Consider the following 18,063-nt stretch of genomic DNA (forward strand, 5'->3'; position numbering starts at 1 on the left):
TTATACCCAACACAACTTATTTCCGTGTACTGGAAGAAGGATATGAGGCTGTTATTGCTTCACCGACGAAAAAAGTGCTTCATACCGTCGTCCATGATTTTATCGATGGCTGGGAGACCTACACAGAGAAGCCGGGGCATTTGCTGCCGTCACACATCGCTTTTGCTGATGTAGATCCAAGCCAGTATGATGGGCTTATCATTCCTGGGGGCAGAGCGCCGGAGTACATTCGGTCCAATGAGCATGTTCCGCGCATTCTTCGCCATTTTCTTGAAGCTGACAAGCCGCTTGGCGCTATCTGCCATGCTGCGCAAGTATTCTCCGCGTTGAAAGATAACCATTACTTTGAAGGCCGTACGATGACAGCCTATACGGCCTGCCGATTGGATGTCGAGCAACTTGGAGCTACGTATGCGGCGGAAACGCTGCATGTGGATGGGAAATTAGTCTCGGGCCATGCTTGGCCAGATTTGCCCGGTTTCATGCGTGAGTTTTTGAAATTAATCGCAAAATAATTTACATAAAAGAGGGAGGATCGCAGCCGTAAAGGTTGGGGGGCTCCTGAACGATAAAAGACCAGTCCAAACACGTAGGTGTTAGACTGGTCTTTTTCGAACTACTTAGAGGAACTACGATCCTCTATTTCGCAGCAAATCGGCATCATGCCTACAGCGAGGGAACCACGATCCTCTATTTGGCCAGCTTCAACTCAAATATAGCCATTTGGCGGAGATAAGACCCTGTAGTTCCGCTCATACACCAAAAGCACCGAATTCCGCTCGAATAGCGCCCTACAGTTCCCCTACAAGGCGAATTCCAATCGCCCGCTCCCTCCCCACGAAGCAAAAGAGCTGCTACCCAAGTAACAGCCCCACATGCGCCAACTACTCAATGAGCAGCAGGCATTGATAACCACCGAACGAAATATCCTCCATATTCGCAGCCTGCGCATATCTGATTTCCGAGAGAAGCACGTTCTCGCGCAAAACATGATCAAAGCGCTCAATCGCAGCTTGGAGAGGAGCATCAACATGCAGCGTCAGAATGACGCGTTTTTCAATCGGCAAATCCAGTTTCTTGCGATAATCCTGAATGCCGCGGATGACCTCACGAACAAGACCTTCCTGTTCCAGCTCCTCCGTTAGGTTCGTATTCAACGCGACGTTGATTTGGTACCCTGTTGCAGAGGCAAATCCTGCTTTGCCTTGCTTTTCCACAAGCAGCTCATCCAGCGTAAGATGAATGGCTTCGCCGTCTATGTTGACGTCCACATAACCGCTGTCGACGGCCTGTTTAGCTTCAGAAGCAGAAAGCTGTTTCAAAGCATTTTGCAGAGGACCGACGAATTTGCCATATTTCTTACCTGCCGCTTTCAAATTCAATTTCAAATAATAATCGACGAAGGTGCTTTCACTCGTCTCCAACCGAATCTGTTTCACGTTAATTTCATCTCGGATGATGTCTACGAACCGGCTCAGATTAAATTCACGGTCCAGTGAAACGATCAGCTCCGACAAAGGTTGGCGTATTTTGATTCCGACCTCGTTGCGTGTTTTGTGCGCCAGCTCAACGATTTGCCGAGCCGTGGCCATATCGCTTTCAAGTGTCGCATCGATTGCGGCTTCGTTCACTTTCGGGTAATCAGCCAAATGAACGCTTCCTTCACCGCCAAGGTTACCGAAAATATCCTCCGCGATAAGCGGGATATAAGGGGCAACCATCTGTGCTAAGGTGACTAGAACTTCGTGCAGCGTTTGGTAGGCGGCGATTTTATCTTCGGTCATTTCACTGCCCCAGAAACGGTCGCGAGAACGGCGAATGTACCAATTGCTCAGCTCATCCACAAAAGCTTCCATCTGCTTGGCCGGGTTCATAAAATCGTAATCCTCCAGCCCCTTCACAACGTTCTGAAGGGTTGTGTTCAATCTGGAGAGTATCCACCGATCTAACTCGTTCTTTGAAGCTTCCTGCGGATGGTCTTCGGCATTGTATTGATCAATGATGGCATACAACGAGTAAAAAGCATGTGTATTATTGATCGTATCTACGACTTTAGACTTCGCTTCGGCTACAATTTGCTTCGAGAACCGCTTGCTGTTCCACGGTGCACTGTCTGCAAGCAGAGACCAGCGGAAGGCATCCGCACCGAATTCTTCAATGATTTCCCAAGGGTCAATCACATTCCCTTTGCTCTTGGACATTTTCAAACCATTCTCATCTAATACATGACCGGTTGAAATTACCCCTTTGTAAGGCAGCTTTCCATTATACAAGGTAGAGACGGCCATCAAGCTGAAAAACCAACCGCGCGTTTGGTCAATCCCCTCGCAGATCATATCGGCAGGATACTGATCCGCGAATTGTTTCTCGTCACCGAACGGATGATGATACTGGGCGAATGGCATCGAGCCGCTGTCGAACCACACATCGATCACTTCCGGCGTCCTTTCCATCGTTCCGCCGCAGGAGCAGCGCAATTTTACAGCATCTACATAGGGCTTATGGAGCTCCAGACTGTCATCGATCGGCGTGATGGATTTCTCATACAGGTCTTTTCTGCTGCCTGGCGCATATTCTGCGCCGCAATCCTGACAAAGCCAGAGGTTGAGCGGAGTGCCCCAATACCGGTTTCGACTGATATTCCAATCGACAAGCTCCTCAAGGAATTTCCCGAAACGGCCTTCGCGGATATGGGACGGGTACCAGTTGACTTGGCTGTTGTTCGCCAGGAGTTGGTCCTTCACAGCCGTTGTTTTGATAAACCAGCTTTCCATCGCATAGTAGAGAAGAGGAGTTTTGCAACGCCAGCAGAAAGGATAGCTATGTTCATAACGTTCTTTGGCAAACAATAGACCGCGTTCCGACAAGCTTTTGACAATATCCACATCGCAATCCTTCACAAAACGTCCGGCAAAGTCGACGACCTCATCCGTATACCGTCCGGCAAGATTCACCACATTTACGAAATCCAGGTTATGCTGGCGGCATGTGCGGTAGTCATCCTCCCCGTGTGCAGGCGCAATATGAACGATACCGGTACCACTTGAGTCACTGACGTAATCGGCATCGACAACGATATGCCCTCGGGTCACCGTGATATAGCCAAAAGGCGGCTCATAGGAGGTCCCGACGAATTCCGCCCCTTTGTGCGTAGATAAGATCTCATAGTCCTCTTTCAATACTTTTTCGGCAAGATTTTTGGCAATGACGTAGACCTTGCCGTTCTTTTTGGCTTTCACATAATCAATGTTCTTGTTTACTGCAAGTGCAACATTCGCTGGAAGTGTCCACGGAGTCGTCGTCCAGGCAAGGAATATTTCCGGCCCTTTCGTGCTGCGAAACTCGACGGTCGCGCTCAAATCTTTGACATCCTCATAACCTTGAGCCACCTCGTGCGAGCTGAGCGTCGTCTGGCAGTCTGGACAATAGGGGCTGACCCGGTGTCCCTTGTAGAGGAGTTCTTTTTTATGAATTTCGGATAAAATGTGCCAGACGGTCTCGATATAATCATTCGTTAAAGTCACATAGGGATGATCCATGTCTGTCCAGTAGGCGATTGCTTCTGTCAATTCGCGCCACTGCTTCTCGTATTCGAAGACGCTGACTTTGCACTTCTCAACAAATTCGGCTATGCCGTACTTCTCGATTTCCTGTTTTCCCGAGATGCCCAACTGCTTCTCCACGCCAAGCTCAACGGGAAGGCCATGTGTATCCCAGCCGGCTTTTCGCACGACACGGTAACCTGACATGGTTTTGTACCGGCCGATAAAATCCTTAATGACACGTCCGAGCACGTGGCCGATATGCGGCTTTCCGTTGGCTGTAGGCGGACCTTCATAGAAGACGAAGTTCGGTTTATCACTCCGATGATCGATCGATGCGCGGAATGTTTCGTTTTGTTGCCATTGATTCAGGATGCGCAGCTCGCGGGCCCTTGCTTTTTCTTTTACATCTACTTTTCTCATACAGATCATCCTCTCCAATTTTAAAATAAAAACAAAAAAATCCCGTCCCATAAGGGACGAGATTGTATCTCGCTATACCACCCTTGTTCCGATTGATCCCTAACTCGATCCTCGGCACCTCCGCCAACGTACCATCATACGCGCCCCATATAACGGCAGGACCCCGGGTCAGCTTACTTAAGTAGCTTCAGCTTTCCTTCTCGGAGAGGATTTTGGGCTAAGTCTTGAACGTTGGCTTTCAGCACAGGGCCAACTCTCTGGGGAACAAGGGATTAGCTTACTCGATCTCGTCAATGAATTTACTCAGAACTTTCAATTAATTCATTTCTACACCTTTTTCGGTAAATTGTCAAATGAATCAGGAAAAAAGGGCATGCATCCGAATCTTTATTTATATCCAGACTTTACCAAGAATTTCCTCTTCCCGGATGGGATAATGGCTATATCAGTTAACTTAAATGAGATGGAGGTCATCCAACGTGTCAAAGTATACGATTTACCCGATGCGTCAACCGGACGATTATGCGGCTGTAGCACCCTTGCTGAATTTGATTTGGTCAGAGCCGACAACAGCTGAACGGCTGCAGCGAGATGAGGAAAGCATTCCCCCAGGCAAGCTGCACTACAATGAGGACGGCGAACTGATGGGATGGGACCGTCCCAAATGGGTTGCGGAAGACGAACACGGGCAAGTGGTCGGTTACGCGATGGCCTGGCGAGCGCCTTGGACGGAGCCCGGAGCCTTAAGTCATACGCTTGTCGTTCACCCGAAACATCGCGGGGTTGGGATCGGAGCAGCCTTATTCAATACGCTCCATCAATGGGCTGCCGAGGTCAGGGCATCACGATTAATTGACTACATGAGAGAAACGGACGAGAGATCGCTTGCTTTTGCGGAACGCCGAGGCTACGTCAAGGAGCGCCACACGTTTGAGTCCGTGCTGAACTTGGCATCGTTTGATGGCGGCTCACTGCATGATGCGATATACCAAGCGCAGCAGACGGGGATTCGCTTCGTTACGTTAGCGGATGAGCCAGGGGATGTTAGCGAGAACAAGCTTTATGAGTTGTACAAAACCACCCATCCGGATATACCCGGCTACTCCGGCAGCTTTCCATGGTTCGAAGAATGGAAAAAGTGGACCATCACGCAATCCGGTGTACGCCCGGAGTGGATACATATCGCCAAGGACGGCGATCGTTACGTTGGCGTTGTCACCCTCCAGCAGAACGAACAAACACGGGCGATGTATCACGAGTTTACAGGCGTGCTGTCGGAATACCGGGGCCGCCGCATCGCACTTGCTTTGAAGTTGCTCGGCATACAAACGGCGACGGCATGCGGTGTTCCTTATTTAAGAACACACAACGATTCCATGAACGCCCCCATGCTGCGAATCAACCGTGATCTGCTTGGTTTCCGTGCGGAAGCCGGGAGTTATAAGATGGTGTGCGAGCTCAAGTGAGAGACCACGCTACTTCATGCTGCCACTCAAACAAAAAGCGCATTCATCCCATAAAGTGAATGCGCTTTACGTTTATATGATCACCCATGAACCCTTAACTTCTTCTTGATTTTTGCTGCGAGCAATTCAAGCAAGATAGCGAATGCCAGGATGAGATACGTGATAGCTCCGATTTCCCTCACATCATAATAAAAGGAACTGGCCATGAACATATCAAATCCGATGCCCCCCGCTCCAGCTGCTGCTCCCATCGCCAGAGCGACGGCGAAGTTGATCTCAAATCGCATAAACGTCCATGAGATCAAGTAGGAGACGGACGATGGCAGCACAGCCTGAAACACGATTTGCCACCAATTGGCGCCGCTCGCTTTCAACGCTTCAATGACCCCTTTGTCCAGTTCCTCGAACGATTCCGAGTACGCTTTAACGAGATAGCTGATGGAGTGGAAAGTCATTCCGATGACAGCCGCGACACTTCCGAGTCCAGCTGCAACAGCAAAAATTAAAACCCATAGAACGGTTGGAACCGCGCGAATAAAAGCGACTCCGGCTTTAATGACGATAGATAGTTTAGGATTGGATAAATTGCGAGCTGCCAACAAGCCGAGGAACAGGGCGATGATCGAGCCGAACAACGTCGTCAAGAATGCAAGCCCCAATGTAATGGTCAACTGTTTAATAGCCTCAAAGAAGGTAATATGTTGAAAAAGCGGTTGAAAAAACATGGTTTTAACCGTTTGAGCCGTTAAAGAGGCGGCTTCTACCAGGTTAATATCCTTATAGTCAAAAGTAACAAATGCAAAAACTGTCAATAGAGCCAGAGCAGCTAATGTCAGCCGGATCACAAAAGACTGTTTGTTAAAGGGTTTCTTGGGACTCACACTCTTGATGTCATTCCAGCTGGTGTCTTTGTTAGAGACAGCTTTCAACGATTCTTGAAGGTCCATTTTACAAAATCACCCTCCTAACATACGTAGAAACCGATTCGATGGCAAAAATCGCAAGGACGATAACGATAACGACCAGGGAGGCAGAGCTGTAATTAAGACCTTTGTAATAGAGGCTGAAAAGAAAACCTATGCCGGTCCCCGTCAAGATGCCGATTAATGTGGCCTGACGAATGTTGGTTTCCACCATGAAGAGAACCCAGCTGAGCAATTGCGGAATACTGGCAGGAATGACGGATTGAAAAATGATGGGAAAATAACCCGCCCCCGTCGACCTTAAAGCTTCGACTGAGCTGTTGCTTACTTCATCGATGGATTCCATGAATGCTCTTGTTAGAAATCCGAATGAGCCGAAAAAGAGTGCGAAATATCCGGTAAGTACATTTTGCCCGAAAGAAATTAACAAAATCATGGACCAAGCAGCCACATCAATGTTACGAAACAGCGTTGCGATTGAACGGCTTACAAAGCTGAAAAATCCGCCGACGCCTGTCGTATGGGAACCCGCAATGGCGAACAACAAGGCAAATACGGCTGCAACGGCGGTTGATGCTATAGACACTAGAATGGTCTCCGATAAACTGCTAATGATGGCGGGAAGCCGCTTCATCGCTTTGTCATTGGGATAAAAATTGGCGGCCGCCCACTCGGCTGCTTTCGGTATAGAAGTAAAACCTTTGATGACGTTATAGTCTGTAACTAGGATCGCGAGTAGCGTGATTACCAACAGAAAAGCACAGAAGAGCAGCGTGTTCATGCGCTTTTTCGCAAAAAAGTTATCCCGCATATTTACCCTCCAGCTCCTCGGCATGCTCTTCAAGCTCCGAGCCGTAAATCAGGGAAAGCTGATCGCGTTTAATCTGTTTCGGTGAACCATTGTAGACGATAGCTCCCTTGTTCACACCAAGGATTCGATCCGAATACTTCAGCGCTACATCCACCTGATGCAAGTTAACAATGACCGTGATGCCCATTTTGGTAGAGATCGTACGCAAGTAATCCATAATGACTTTCGAGGCATTCGGATCCAAGGAAGCAATCGGCTCGTCGCACAACAGCATCTTAGGATTTTGCACGAGCGCGCGGGCAATGCCAACTCTTTGCTTTTGTCCACCGCTTAACTGGTCACAACGCTTGTACACCTGATCTTCCAACCCGAGAATACTCAGAATGTCAAAAGCCTGCTTTTTCTCTTCCTTGGAATAAAGCCCCAGAACTCCCTCTAACGTTGACTTGTAGCCAAGACGTCCGTGCAGGACGTTCTCGACTACGGTCAGCCTGTTCACCAAATTGTAATGCTGGAACACCATACCCATTTGCGTTCTCAGCCGTTTTAATTCGTGCTTCTTGAAATTCATAATGTTCGCGCCATCAAAAATGATTTCTCCGCTGCTTGCGTCAATCATCCGATTAATACAGCGAAGGAGAGTTGACTTGCCTGCTCCGGAAGGTCCGATAATGGAAAGGAACTCCCCTTCCTTCACAGTGAAATTAACATCTGATAACGCTCTTGTATCCGCACCGTACTGTTTAGAGACCTGCTTGAATTCCAGTAACGTTGTCATGGTTGCTCCCTTAATCCATTAGTTGATTCGTGATAACATTAGTTGTTGGACAGCATTCTAACCGGACCGAAAAAGGCATCATCTACAGGCAGGAATTTCTCTTTGCCTGATTTTTGTTTGAATACGCCGGCATCTTTGGAGTCTTTAGGCAAGAAGATTTTCGGGTTTTTCGTTACAGCATCCGATGTTAAAGCATCTTTCAATTTTTTCACATCATCCGCGCTGACCGTGCTTGTGTTAATAGCAAGCGGGGAGTTCAATACCGGCGTAACGGATATGAGACTAAATTCTTTACCAACTTGTGTGTTAAAAGGTTCCGCTGCTCCTTGTTTCACTTTGTATACCGCTCCTGGCGTATTGGCCGTTCCTGAGCTCACTTCCACATAGTTAGCCACGCAAGTATCACAGAAAGCAGCTACGTCAGCTTTACCTGTTAACAAATTGACCGCCGCTCCTTGATGAGTGCCTCCGAAAAGAACTTCACTAAAAAACTTGTCTTTGCCACCTTGAAGCAGATCATCAACCGTTAACTTCTTATACTGGTCTTGTTTACTGAAATAGTTAACGATATTGGCAGATGGTACTTTAAATCCGGATGTAGAAGAGTTCGATACGAATGAGAACTTTTTGCCGGCAATTTTATCGATAGCAAATGCATTGCCATTTTTATAAGCACTTTCTTCACCTTTACGTACGCCTAACCAGCTATAGTAAACAGCGTCTTCCAATGTGCCCGACTCACCGCTTGGAACAACCAGAGGCTGAACCTTGTTATTTTTTGCATTGGCTTCAACGTAACCTTGCGGCCCCATATACGCTAAATCCGCACCACCGCTAGCAATAGCTTCAATCGCGATGATGTAATCCGTCGTTGTCTTGTGCTCGACTTTTTTACCCGTTGCTGCTGCAACAGCTTTTCCTATTTCTTCACGTGCATCTTTCAACTCGGCACCGGATTCATTGGGATACCAAGCAATTGTGATGGTGTCTTTTGTTTTGACAGGCGCTGCTGCACCCTTGGAATCTCCTGCTGCTTTTGTACCGCAACCTGCTGCCACGGCAACTAAAGATAAAGAAATGATGAGTGTTAATATTTTTTTCATTTGAAAAAATCCTCCTATTATTCCTATTTTATCCTAGGTTACCACACAATTGTTTTCAGAATATTCTGTCTAATTTAAGAGATTGTAAACTTGTCCTTCTTCTCTGCTGTGTAAAATCGGCCATCCCTGATCTGATACTCCCGGTCACACAGATTGTCCATGAATTCCAGGTCATGAAAAATACCAAGCATCGTAGTGCCTTGCTTCATCAACTGCTCGATCAATTGTTTCACTTTCAGTTTGGAACCGTGATCAAGGCTCGCCGTCGGCTCATCGAGCAGAAGCAATCTCGGGCGCTTAACCATCGCTCTCGCAATATTTAACCGCAGCTTCTCGCCTCCGGAAAAAGTGGCGGGATAGCTGTCCCACAGGCTGCGGTCAAGCTCGAAATGCTCCAGCATCTTGATCGTCTCCGCCTCCGCATACTGGGCGTCATCGCCCATCTCCACAATGGCATTATGGACCAGCTCCCGAGCTGTCGTACGCGGCATGACGCTAAGAAATTGCGACACATAGCCAATTTCGTGTTTGCGCAACTCGATGATTGTCCGTTCGGGAGCGGCAGCCAGATCAATGCGGCCGAAACTCTCCGAGTTGTACCAAATATGTCCCGCATGAGGCAGGTAGGTACGGTAGATGCATTTCAGAACGGTGGATTTCCCACTTCCGCTTTTCCCGGTAATCCCTATGAATTCGCCTTCTTTCAGAAACAAGCTCACATCTTCAATCGCAGAAATTTGTTTGTTTAAATTATGCAGGGTAAAAGATTTGGACAACTGTTCTATCGACAGCAAATTTCCCATGCCATCACCTCCTGTTAGATCCTGTAGTTCGTTTTCTGAATCAGCTTTCCGTCTACCAAGACGGTGGTCACAACTGGAAAATCATCCGGCTCCAATCGCTCGATGATCAGCAGATCTGCCTTTTTTCCTTCCCGGACGGAACCATATTCCGCATCAATGTTAACGGCCTGCGCCGGATGAAGGGTCACGAGTTTGAACATTTCGACCAGGTTCTGCCTGTTCGGTCCTGCCAGTTGGAACACAGCGTGAAGCATTGCTGCCGGGTAATAGTCGCTGCATAGAATATCGATGCAGCCATCATCAATAGCTTCAGCTGCAGATAAGTTGCCGCTATGCGAGCCGCCAAGAATGACATTGGGAGCGCCGGCTACGGTATGCAAACCTTTCTCTTTCGCTTTGCGGGCGATGTCGAGCGTGATTGGGAATTCGCTGATGGCGGTGCCAAAGCTTTTCACCAAATCCAATTTCTCTACCGAATCATCATCGTGCGAGGCAATGGCGATGTTGTGCGCTCTGGCCATCTCGGCGATATCCCGAATGGCGTCTACCGTCATTTTCTCTTTGGTCTGATGGTTGGCGATCAACACGGCGATATTCTCATCGGACATTGTGTCGTAACCGAGAACCGTCTTTTTGTACACTTCGAGATCCCTGTATTGCCCTTGTCCAGGCGTGTGATCCATGAAAGAGACCAAGTGGACCTTCTCTTCCTCAATGTAGCTCTTCAAGTTATCGATCTGATCCAGATTATCGATTTCGAATCTGGCATGAAAGCGATGGCGAATCAAATGCTTGCTGTTATGCGTGCTATCGATCAAATCGATGAGCTTCCGTACATTTTCAGGCTCCCGAATCGGACGGTACTTGTAATCAACGGATTTGAAAATGGACAAAGAGTGGTACATCGTCGTAATGCCATGAGAAATAAGCTCTTTCTCTGTTTCGCGCAAACCAATTTTAAAATCGATAAGTGAAGTTGGCCTAGGTGCCGTCATATGCTCAATGTAATCGGAGTGAATGTCAATCATCCCCGGAGTCACGTAACCTCCGCCAGCATCGATGACTTCTATGCCACTCACTTCCGCAATTTCACCTTTGGGGGCAATTCTAGCGATTCGCCCGTCTTGGACCAATAAATCATACCCCTCCAAAAGCTCTTCTTCCGTAATAATGATGCCGTTCGTTAGTAGATACATCATAAAGACCTCCACTCAGGGGATTCGTTATAACAGGGAATGAACCAACTGTTGTGTATACGCATGTTGTGGATCTTCCAGGATTTGGTCCGTCAGGCCCTGCTCAACGACACGGCCGTCCAGCATCACCATCGTCCGATCTGCCAGCATTCGGATCACGCCAAGATCATGCGAGACTAGCAGCATGCTAATCTTCAGCTCTCTTTGCAGGTGCTTGATTAAATCCAACACATTGGCCTGTACGGATAAATCAAGTCCGGTTGTCACTTCGTCCAGCAATAAAATCGGTGGGTTATTCGACAAAGCTTTGGCAATTTGAACGCGCTGCTGCATACCGCCGGAGAAGTTTTTCGGTGCTTCCTTCATCCGGTAAACCGGAATATGAACCTGCTCCAGCAGCTCGCTTCCCCGGGACTCCATCGCGCTGACCGAACGATTTCCTGCTGCAATCATTTTTTCCGCAATATTACCGATCGAGGAGAAGTTCATCCGCAAGCCCATAACGGGATTTTGATACACCTTGCCCATGAGATGATTGCGTATGTGTTTCTTTTGCTGGGATGATTCCTGAAAAAGGTTGTTCTCTCCATCTTTGTAAGGCTGAAGGAAAGCCTCGCCTCCGGACACTTCCTGATCGAAGTACAGACATCTCATCAGTGTCGATTTACCGCTGCCGCTTTCGCCTACAATTCCAAGAACTTCGCCGGGGTATAGATCGAAAGTGATGTCCTGGCACGAATAGACGGTACCGCAAGCCCGGCAATAATTTCTCTCCAGCTGTCTGGTCTCCGGGTTGCTGCATACTTCACAGCCTGAACCGAATTGTTTATTTAAATGATTAACACTCAAAATAGGGGTTGCAATTGCTCCCATCCTCATGTCACCTCTTCCTCTTTAGAGCGATTATGGATTCATTCGTTCTAAGCAATAACTTGTATCATTACATTGATAAAAAGTTTCATCTGTTTCGGCGTCATAGAGCTCATCCATAAAGACATCTTGAGCTCCGCATTGACGGCAGCTTTGACCTGGAAATGACTCCGGTTCGAAAGGAACATCGTCAAATGCCAAGGAAACCACTTGCGTGTACGGTGGAACGGCATAGATTTTTTTCTCGCGTCCCGCACCCAGCAAAATTAAAGCTTCGGAGTAGTTCATCTTCGGATTGTCGAACTTCGGAATCGGGCTTGGCGCCATGACATAGCGGTCATGCACCATCACCGGATGATCCGCACCTGTGGATACACTGCCGTATTTCATAATTTGCTCGAATAACATCAACCAAGCTCCGCTATAATCTTTTTCCCCGTGCAGGCGTTTGGTTTCCAATTCACTGGATTCGTACATCCGGAGAGGCTCCGGCATCGGAACTTGCAGCACGAGGATTTGCCCTGCATCCAGCGGGATTTCCGGAATACGGTGCCTGGATTGGATTAGCGTAGCATCCTGCGTTGCGTCTACCGTAGGAACACCCGTTGTTTTGTCAATCAACTTCTTGATGCTGACGGCATTCACCGATTCATCCGATCCTTGATCGATCACTTTCAGTACGTCGCTTTTCCCAATTAAGGACAACGTCAGCTGTAAACCCCCGGTTCCCCAACCACGTCCGATTGGCAGTTCACGGGAAGCGAAGGGGACCTGATAACCCGGAATCGCTATCGCTTTCAGCGTAGCCCGGCGGATCTCTCTCTTGGACCCTTCATCCAAAAACGCAAAGTTATATTGGATTCGCATCTGCCTTACACCTCCTGGCCTTTGCCCACTGGGGTTTTTCTCGTCTTACGAACATCGTTAAGCTTCGCTTGGAACGTAACATAGTGCGGCATTTTCAAGTGAGAAATGAAACCTGTTGATTCGACAGAATCGATATGGAAAAGGACAAACTCCTCGTTTTGCGTAGGGATCGACTTATCGCCTTTTTCGAGGCTTTTATCCAAAATGCTCATGGCAATGGCTTTCGTTTCATTTTGTCCGTAACAGAGACCGTATCCGAATTCAAGCTGCAGCTCTTTCCGGCCATTTTCCTTTTCGACCGTTACTGGCACGAGCATTTCTACCTCAGTTACCTTGATATCACCGATAAAATAAGCTTCATCCTCTTCACCGGACTTCGTGAGCGGACTGTCGATATATACGGGAAGCTCTCCGACGCGCAGCTCTCCGACTGTAGGATGGACCATGCCATATCCACGAATGACTGCATAGGCCAGTGAAGTAACGGCTCCCGTCTGTCCTCGTGTCAAAACTTGCAGCTTCTCACTCCGTGTTGCAGGAAACGTAAGACTAGTCCGGGTAACATCATCCGGTTCTGTTGGATCCATTGGACATTCGGCAATAAGCCCTTCTTTCCTCAAGTAATTGAGCACTTTGGGAAATCGCCCGTCATTCGTATCAGTCATCTCTTGAGCCGTGATTTGTTCCGCTTTGCGATATTCTTCCAACCATTGCGCCACAGTTTCTTCTGTCTCATCGACCAGGTCGAAGTCCAAAAGCCTATGGGAATAATCCATGGAAGCACCTAGTATTTGCCCGCCGGGAATATCCTTGAACGAAGCGGAAATCCGTCTTTCCACCCGCATCTCCTCCGAGTGCACAGTTCTAGAATAATGCTTCCGAGGCAGCGTAGAACGATAGGCACGGAGCAGGAAAACCGCTTCCTCCGGGTTACCTTCCGCTTGCTTAATCGCCAGGGCCGCAAGTTGTTCGCTGTACATGCTGCTTTCTGACATAACCTGATCAACGAGCCCTCTCATTCCGGCTTCAATCGCAGGCACATCCAGCACCTTGCCCTGCCTCAACCGTTCATATTGGATTCGTTGCAAAGATTGTTCAATTGCGCGTGTTCCACCTTTTACCGCTACATAACCCATCGTTTAGACTTCCTCCTTCATAACCTGAGTTGTCCTAGGCAATGCCAGCATACCGTGGGAAGCATCTGTAAAAATCAGATCCAGCCCAAGTGGAAACTCAACATTTCGTTCAGCGCGAATGTCCATCCACTCGTCTGCTACTTGCATCTCAGCTCTAACGGTCATCCGAATCCCGGGACCGCTCAAAAGCAGCTTCGTCCCTCCGGATAAACCTTCCGTTTCAATAATGATCGTCGCTGAGTTGTGCGGGTCCTGAAGCTCTCCGATTTTGGCCGTTTCCAACACTCGAAGCCATTCCGATGGCTCAGTATCGCTAAGGACGAAGATGAAATCCGCTTCCTCTAGCTCAACCTCTTTGGCATACGTAGATTGACTAAGCGCTTGGGCCATCTCCTTCTCCCGCTTAGACACGACCTTGAAAGTCACTTCCGTATCAAGCAGCATTCGCGCTGCTATATACGTTGCAGGCAGATAACCTTGTAGATGTTCCAGCTTTCCTGCTTCTTCCGAAAGGTCTGAAATTGTCCCCGGCCTTGACATCGAGTCAATCAACTTTCTATACGCGGTTTGGATGTCGTGCACCATATCCAGCATCATCGATCAAACTCCTTTCAATCTATATCCATCGTTTCAAAATCTACCTTCGTTCGTAAAACACTCTTATGCTGCAATTGTCGTTTTGCCGCTAATTGTTCGCCTTCCGACTGCAGTAGAGCTGTCCAAGCCTCTGTCTCCTTCAAACCGGCTCCATACGCCGCATCGATGACAGCCAGTTCGTATGCTTTCTTCGGCTCGTCACCTTTCAATAGGCCAATCCCCACTGTGCCTTCAACGCGTACTTTACATTCGGTTACCAGCACCTCGCCCAAGTAAAACAAGCTTTTTTGTGCAGTCTCCCGTACCTTCACCATAACAAGTCCATGATTCGGCTCTTCGATTAAAGCAACCGGATAGCGGCTTTCAATCTCATTAGCCAAAGCGGCAGCGAGCTGGGGCGAACCGTTAATCAGCATTTCCGTTCTTTGCTTCCGATTCATGTCTAAGCCTCCTTCTTCCCTATGCAAACCTCACATCACACACAATGGGCAGTCCAACTTCACATCACATACAATAGGCAAACCAACCTCACATCACACACAATATCTTGTTGCCAGGTTGGCAGCTGTTAAGTTTGTGTAAAAAACACTTCTAAATAACATAAGTGAACAAATCGCCACGATACATCGTTTTGCTGTATTCCAAAGTTCGGCCTGACTCGCTGTCCTTGCACTCGCATTCTAGAACCAGCAATGGAATCAAGCTGGAACAGGCCAGAAGCTCCCTATCATATTTGGAAGGATGAGTTAACCGAAGTGTTGACTCTGTAGATTGAAAGTTCTTGTAACCATGATCTTTGTAATAGCTAAACATCGAAGTAATATCCTTACCCGAGCTTTCTATATCAGGGAAAACAGATTGAGTAACATATGAAATATGCAGCGCAATCGGTCTGCCGTCGATGATGCGAAGGCGCCCAATTCTATAGACACGATCCGTTTCCTCAACGCCAAGTGTCTCGTAAATTTTGTGATTGAATTCGATGGGCTCGCAAAAAATATTTTTCGACTCGTATTTATACCCGAGCTCAATCATTTTCTGGCTGAAACTTTTATTGGCGGAAAGCACCAGGGGAATTCGCAGGTTTCTATCCTGCACAAAACTTCCTTTTCCCTGTTTGGAGTAAATGTAGCCGAGCTCTTGAAGCCGTTCGTAGGCTTTACGAGCCGTGATACGTGGCACCTTGAACCAATCTGCGATTTCATTCTCGGATGGCAGTTTATCGTCAGGCTCATACTTCCCCGATTGAATCATCTGAATAAGATGGTCCATGATATCCATTTCTTCAAACATGCTTGCCGCCTCCCTCTCCAATTACGCGTATTTCTTGACGAAACTCGTGATATCGTTCAACTCATAGAACCTTTCTTGGATGAGTTCACGGGGCCAATCCCACCAAGCAATTTGAAACAACGCATCAATGATCTCCTGTGAAAATCTTTGCTTGATCGGTCTTGCAGGCACTCCCACTACGACTGTATATGGAGCAACATCCTTGGTAACAATAGCGCCTGAACCGACAACAGCTCCTGTACCAATGTGGACACCTTTCATAACCGTTGCTCCATGTCCGATCCAGACATCATGTCCGATCGTGACACGATTGCCTCTGCGCCAGTTAAAAATCCCCTCGTCATTCGTCTCACTGAGTCCGTAAGAAGCTCCCCGGTACGTCATATGATGCTGCGTCACCCGATCCATGGGGTGATCCACGGGATTGATACAAACGTGCGAGGCAATGGACGTAAATTTGCCTACCTCGGTATAATTGATCGTCACATCATCCATCGTATAGGTATAATCACCGATTCGGGACTCGATAATATGATTCGTTGGACCAATGGAAGTCCATTCTCCAGCAAAACTGTTTATAACATGACTGCTTGCGTGAACCCTTGGCTCGGACGATAATGGAAGGCTAGTATGAGGTTGATGGATCGGCTTCATATCAAATCATCTCCTTGTTGGACAGTGCTTGTTTGCGTTCACGCAGCTCGTTCATTACATGCAAGCCGGGGGATTTACTTCCCAGTTGCACGTCTTTTTCGCCATAAAATCCATGAAAATCAGAGCCACCGGTCATCACTAGGTTAAACTGCAAGGCATACTCATGAGCTTTTCGCTCATCCTCCTGATCGTGCAGCGGATGCCACACCTCGATGCCTTGAAGACCTGCTTCCACCAGATCCGGAACCAATTCAAAGCTTCTATATTGCCCCGGATGTGCCAACACTGGTACTCCGCCTGCCTGTAAAATAACCCTAACGGCTTCACAAGCATCTACATATTCCGTCGGGATGTAGGCAATACCCGACTGTTCACCGCTTTGACCACGAGAAAACAGCTTTTTATATAAATCGCCATAGATGGTTGTTGTGTAACCCTGCTCTATCAAAGCATGCATAATATGCTGCTTGTAGATACCCGTTCCGCCTTCCGCATGCTTCATCACATCATCCAAAGTAATTGAGTATCCAGCCTTGATCAGCCTATCAATCGCTGTAAGGCAGCCTTGGTGACGTCTTTCCAGCAGCGGACTGCATAACGCCTTAATCGCTGCGTTTCCTGGCTCAATGAAGTACCCAAGAATATGAACCCTTCTCTTTCTTGTAAAATCATAACCTGAAATTTCTATGCCAGGAATGATCTCTACGCCTCTCTCCTGCCCAGTAAGGACCATTTGCTGAAGATCACGGGTTGTATCATGATTCGTGACCGCCAAATGACCGATACCTTCTTGAATAGCCATATCCAATATTTCATCAAATGTGAAAGAACCATCTGATAGTCTTGTATGGCAATGCAATTCTACTTTCATAGAATCATCCTCCTTAAAAAACTATGTGCAAATCGTTGCTAATCCCGTGTATTTTCTTGTTTTTATTTTGTTCTATAAATCAATTCTAACTTGATGCCAAGTTCTTAGGGTCAATGCTGTGTAATCGCCAGGTTAAGAAATTGTAAGGAGATAAAAAAAGGACCTAGCCGGGGGCTAGATCCTTTTCGATAATTCGAAGTTTAAAATACCTTGTGGGAACGAGACTATGCACTCGCTCAAGGGAACTGACGTCCGCTATTCGGAGAAAAATGACTAGCTTTCCTTTTGAGCGGAACTACAGGCTCTTATTTGTCCTCACTAGTGTGTTTTTCCGCTGATATCGATAATATAGAGGATCGTAGTTCCCCTTGCCTGTGTAAAACATGCCTTTTCAGAGAAATAGCGGCCTGTAGTTCCTCAAGGACTTGCAAGCATATATGCGCTTGGCAAGTTTACCGTAAAATGTGCAGCAATTGGGGTGGATTGATCCTTTTTGAGGCATTTCTTGTGGATTTACCTGTAGGAAATGCAGGTAATGGGTGAAAAAGGCCTGAGGCAGTTGATTTTGATGTACTATCTGCAGATGGGTGATGGATGAACGAATATAAACAAAAAAGCCTTTCTGAGATCTCTCTCAAAAAGGCTTTTTCTTCTGTGCTTGGCAACGTTCTACTCTCCCAGAACCCTGCGGTTCAAGTACCATCGACGCTGGAGGGCTTAACGGTCGTGT

At 47.6% G+C, this 18,063-nt stretch carries 16 protein-coding genes, 1 pseudogene and 1 other annotated feature; of the genes and pseudogenes, 2 read left to right on the forward strand and 15 right to left on the reverse strand.

The window, feature by feature from the left end; genetic code table 11:
- Positions 1–17 precede the first annotated feature (17 nt).
- A pseudogene (locus AC3WTJ_RS34990) lies at positions 18–515 on the forward strand (DJ-1/PfpI family protein); the annotation flags it as partial.
- Positions 516–884: 369 nt separating this feature from the next.
- Here AC3WTJ_RS34990 and ileS read toward each other — a convergent pair.
- Positions 885–3,965, reverse strand: a complete 3,081-nt coding sequence (gene ileS / locus AC3WTJ_RS34995; RefSeq protein ID WP_492526143.1) for an isoleucine--tRNA ligase — start codon at positions 3,963–3,965, stop codon at positions 885–887.
- Positions 3,966–4,014: 49 nt separating this feature from the next.
- Positions 4,015–4,268, reverse strand: a binding site (T-box leader).
- 176 nt (positions 4,269–4,444) lie between these two features.
- On the opposite strand from ileS, the gene AC3WTJ_RS35000 reads away from it, so the two are divergent.
- Positions 4,445–5,431, forward strand: coding sequence for a GNAT family N-acetyltransferase (locus AC3WTJ_RS35000; RefSeq protein ID WP_492526145.1), 987 nt, complete (start codon positions 4,445–4,447; stop codon positions 5,429–5,431).
- A gap of 80 nt (positions 5,432–5,511) precedes the next feature.
- On the opposite strand, the gene AC3WTJ_RS35005 is transcribed toward AC3WTJ_RS35000, so the two are convergent.
- The 14 genes from AC3WTJ_RS35005 to AC3WTJ_RS35070 form a co-directional block, all read right to left on the reverse strand.
- On the reverse strand, positions 5,512–6,378 hold the full coding sequence (locus AC3WTJ_RS35005; protein WP_492526147.1) for a PhnE/PtxC family ABC transporter permease: 867 nt from the start codon (positions 6,376–6,378) through the stop codon (positions 5,512–5,514).
- 1 nt (position 6,379) lies between these two features.
- Complete coding sequence (locus AC3WTJ_RS35010; RefSeq protein ID WP_492526149.1) at positions 6,380–7,165, reverse strand: PhnE/PtxC family ABC transporter permease; 786 nt, start codon at positions 7,163–7,165, stop codon at positions 6,380–6,382.
- Positions 7,155–7,943, reverse strand: a complete 789-nt coding sequence (gene phnC, locus AC3WTJ_RS35015) for a phosphonate ABC transporter ATP-binding protein (protein ID WP_492526151.1) — start codon at positions 7,941–7,943, stop codon at positions 7,155–7,157. The genes AC3WTJ_RS35010 and phnC overlap by 11 nt, the downstream gene beginning before the upstream one ends.
- 38 nt (positions 7,944–7,981) lie before the next feature.
- Positions 7,982–9,046 carry a phosphate/phosphite/phosphonate ABC transporter substrate-binding protein gene (locus tag AC3WTJ_RS35020; protein WP_492526153.1) on the reverse strand — a complete coding sequence of 355 codons (1,065 nt, stop codon included), beginning with the start codon at positions 9,044–9,046 and terminating at the stop codon, positions 7,982–7,984.
- A 74-nt stretch (positions 9,047–9,120) separates the two neighbouring features.
- The gene (locus tag AC3WTJ_RS35025; RefSeq protein WP_492526155.1) at positions 9,121–9,849 is read right to left on the reverse strand and encodes a phosphonate C-P lyase system protein PhnL; all 729 of its coding nucleotides are present in this window, start codon (positions 9,847–9,849) and stop codon (positions 9,121–9,123) included.
- 14 nt (positions 9,850–9,863) lie between these two features.
- On the reverse strand, positions 9,864–11,045 hold the full coding sequence (gene phnM / locus AC3WTJ_RS35030; RefSeq protein WP_492526179.1) for a phosphonate metabolism protein PhnM: 1,182 nt from the start codon (positions 11,043–11,045) through the stop codon (positions 9,864–9,866).
- 27 nt (positions 11,046–11,072) lie between these two features.
- Positions 11,073–11,918: an ATP-binding cassette domain-containing protein gene (locus AC3WTJ_RS35035; RefSeq protein WP_492526157.1), complete on the reverse strand. Its 846-nt coding sequence runs from the start codon at positions 11,916–11,918 to the stop codon at positions 11,073–11,075.
- A 30-nt stretch (positions 11,919–11,948) separates the two neighbouring features.
- Positions 11,949–12,782, reverse strand: a complete 834-nt coding sequence (locus AC3WTJ_RS35040) for an alpha-D-ribose 1-methylphosphonate 5-phosphate C-P-lyase PhnJ (RefSeq protein WP_492526159.1) — start codon at positions 12,780–12,782, stop codon at positions 11,949–11,951.
- Between the two features lie 5 nt (positions 12,783–12,787).
- A complete protein-coding gene (locus AC3WTJ_RS35045; RefSeq protein WP_492526161.1) occupies positions 12,788–13,918 on the reverse strand; it encodes a carbon-phosphorus lyase complex subunit PhnI in 1,131 nt (376 codons plus the stop codon).
- Positions 13,919–13,921: 3 nt separating this feature from the next.
- Positions 13,922–14,515: a phosphonate C-P lyase system protein PhnH gene (gene phnH / locus AC3WTJ_RS35050; protein ID WP_492526163.1), complete on the reverse strand. Its 594-nt coding sequence runs from the start codon at positions 14,513–14,515 to the stop codon at positions 13,922–13,924.
- A gap of 14 nt (positions 14,516–14,529) precedes the next feature.
- Positions 14,530–14,955: a phosphonate C-P lyase system protein PhnG gene (phnG, locus tag AC3WTJ_RS35055; protein ID WP_492526165.1), complete on the reverse strand. Its 426-nt coding sequence runs from the start codon at positions 14,953–14,955 to the stop codon at positions 14,530–14,532.
- Positions 14,956–15,106: 151 nt separating this feature from the next.
- A complete protein-coding gene (locus tag AC3WTJ_RS35060) occupies positions 15,107–15,808 on the reverse strand; it encodes a GntR family transcriptional regulator (protein WP_492526167.1) in 702 nt (233 codons plus the stop codon).
- A 21-nt stretch (positions 15,809–15,829) separates the two neighbouring features.
- A complete protein-coding gene (locus AC3WTJ_RS35065; RefSeq protein WP_492526169.1) occupies positions 15,830–16,462 on the reverse strand; it encodes a DapH/DapD/GlmU-related protein in 633 nt (210 codons plus the stop codon).
- A gap of 1 nt (position 16,463) precedes the next feature.
- The gene (locus AC3WTJ_RS35070; protein ID WP_492526171.1) at positions 16,464–17,333 is read right to left on the reverse strand and encodes a PHP domain-containing protein; all 870 of its coding nucleotides are present in this window, start codon (positions 17,331–17,333) and stop codon (positions 16,464–16,466) included.
- Positions 17,334–18,063: the final 730 nt, after the last annotated feature.

It is taken from the genome of Paenibacillus sp. FW101-FHT12H11, assembly GCF_058790355.1.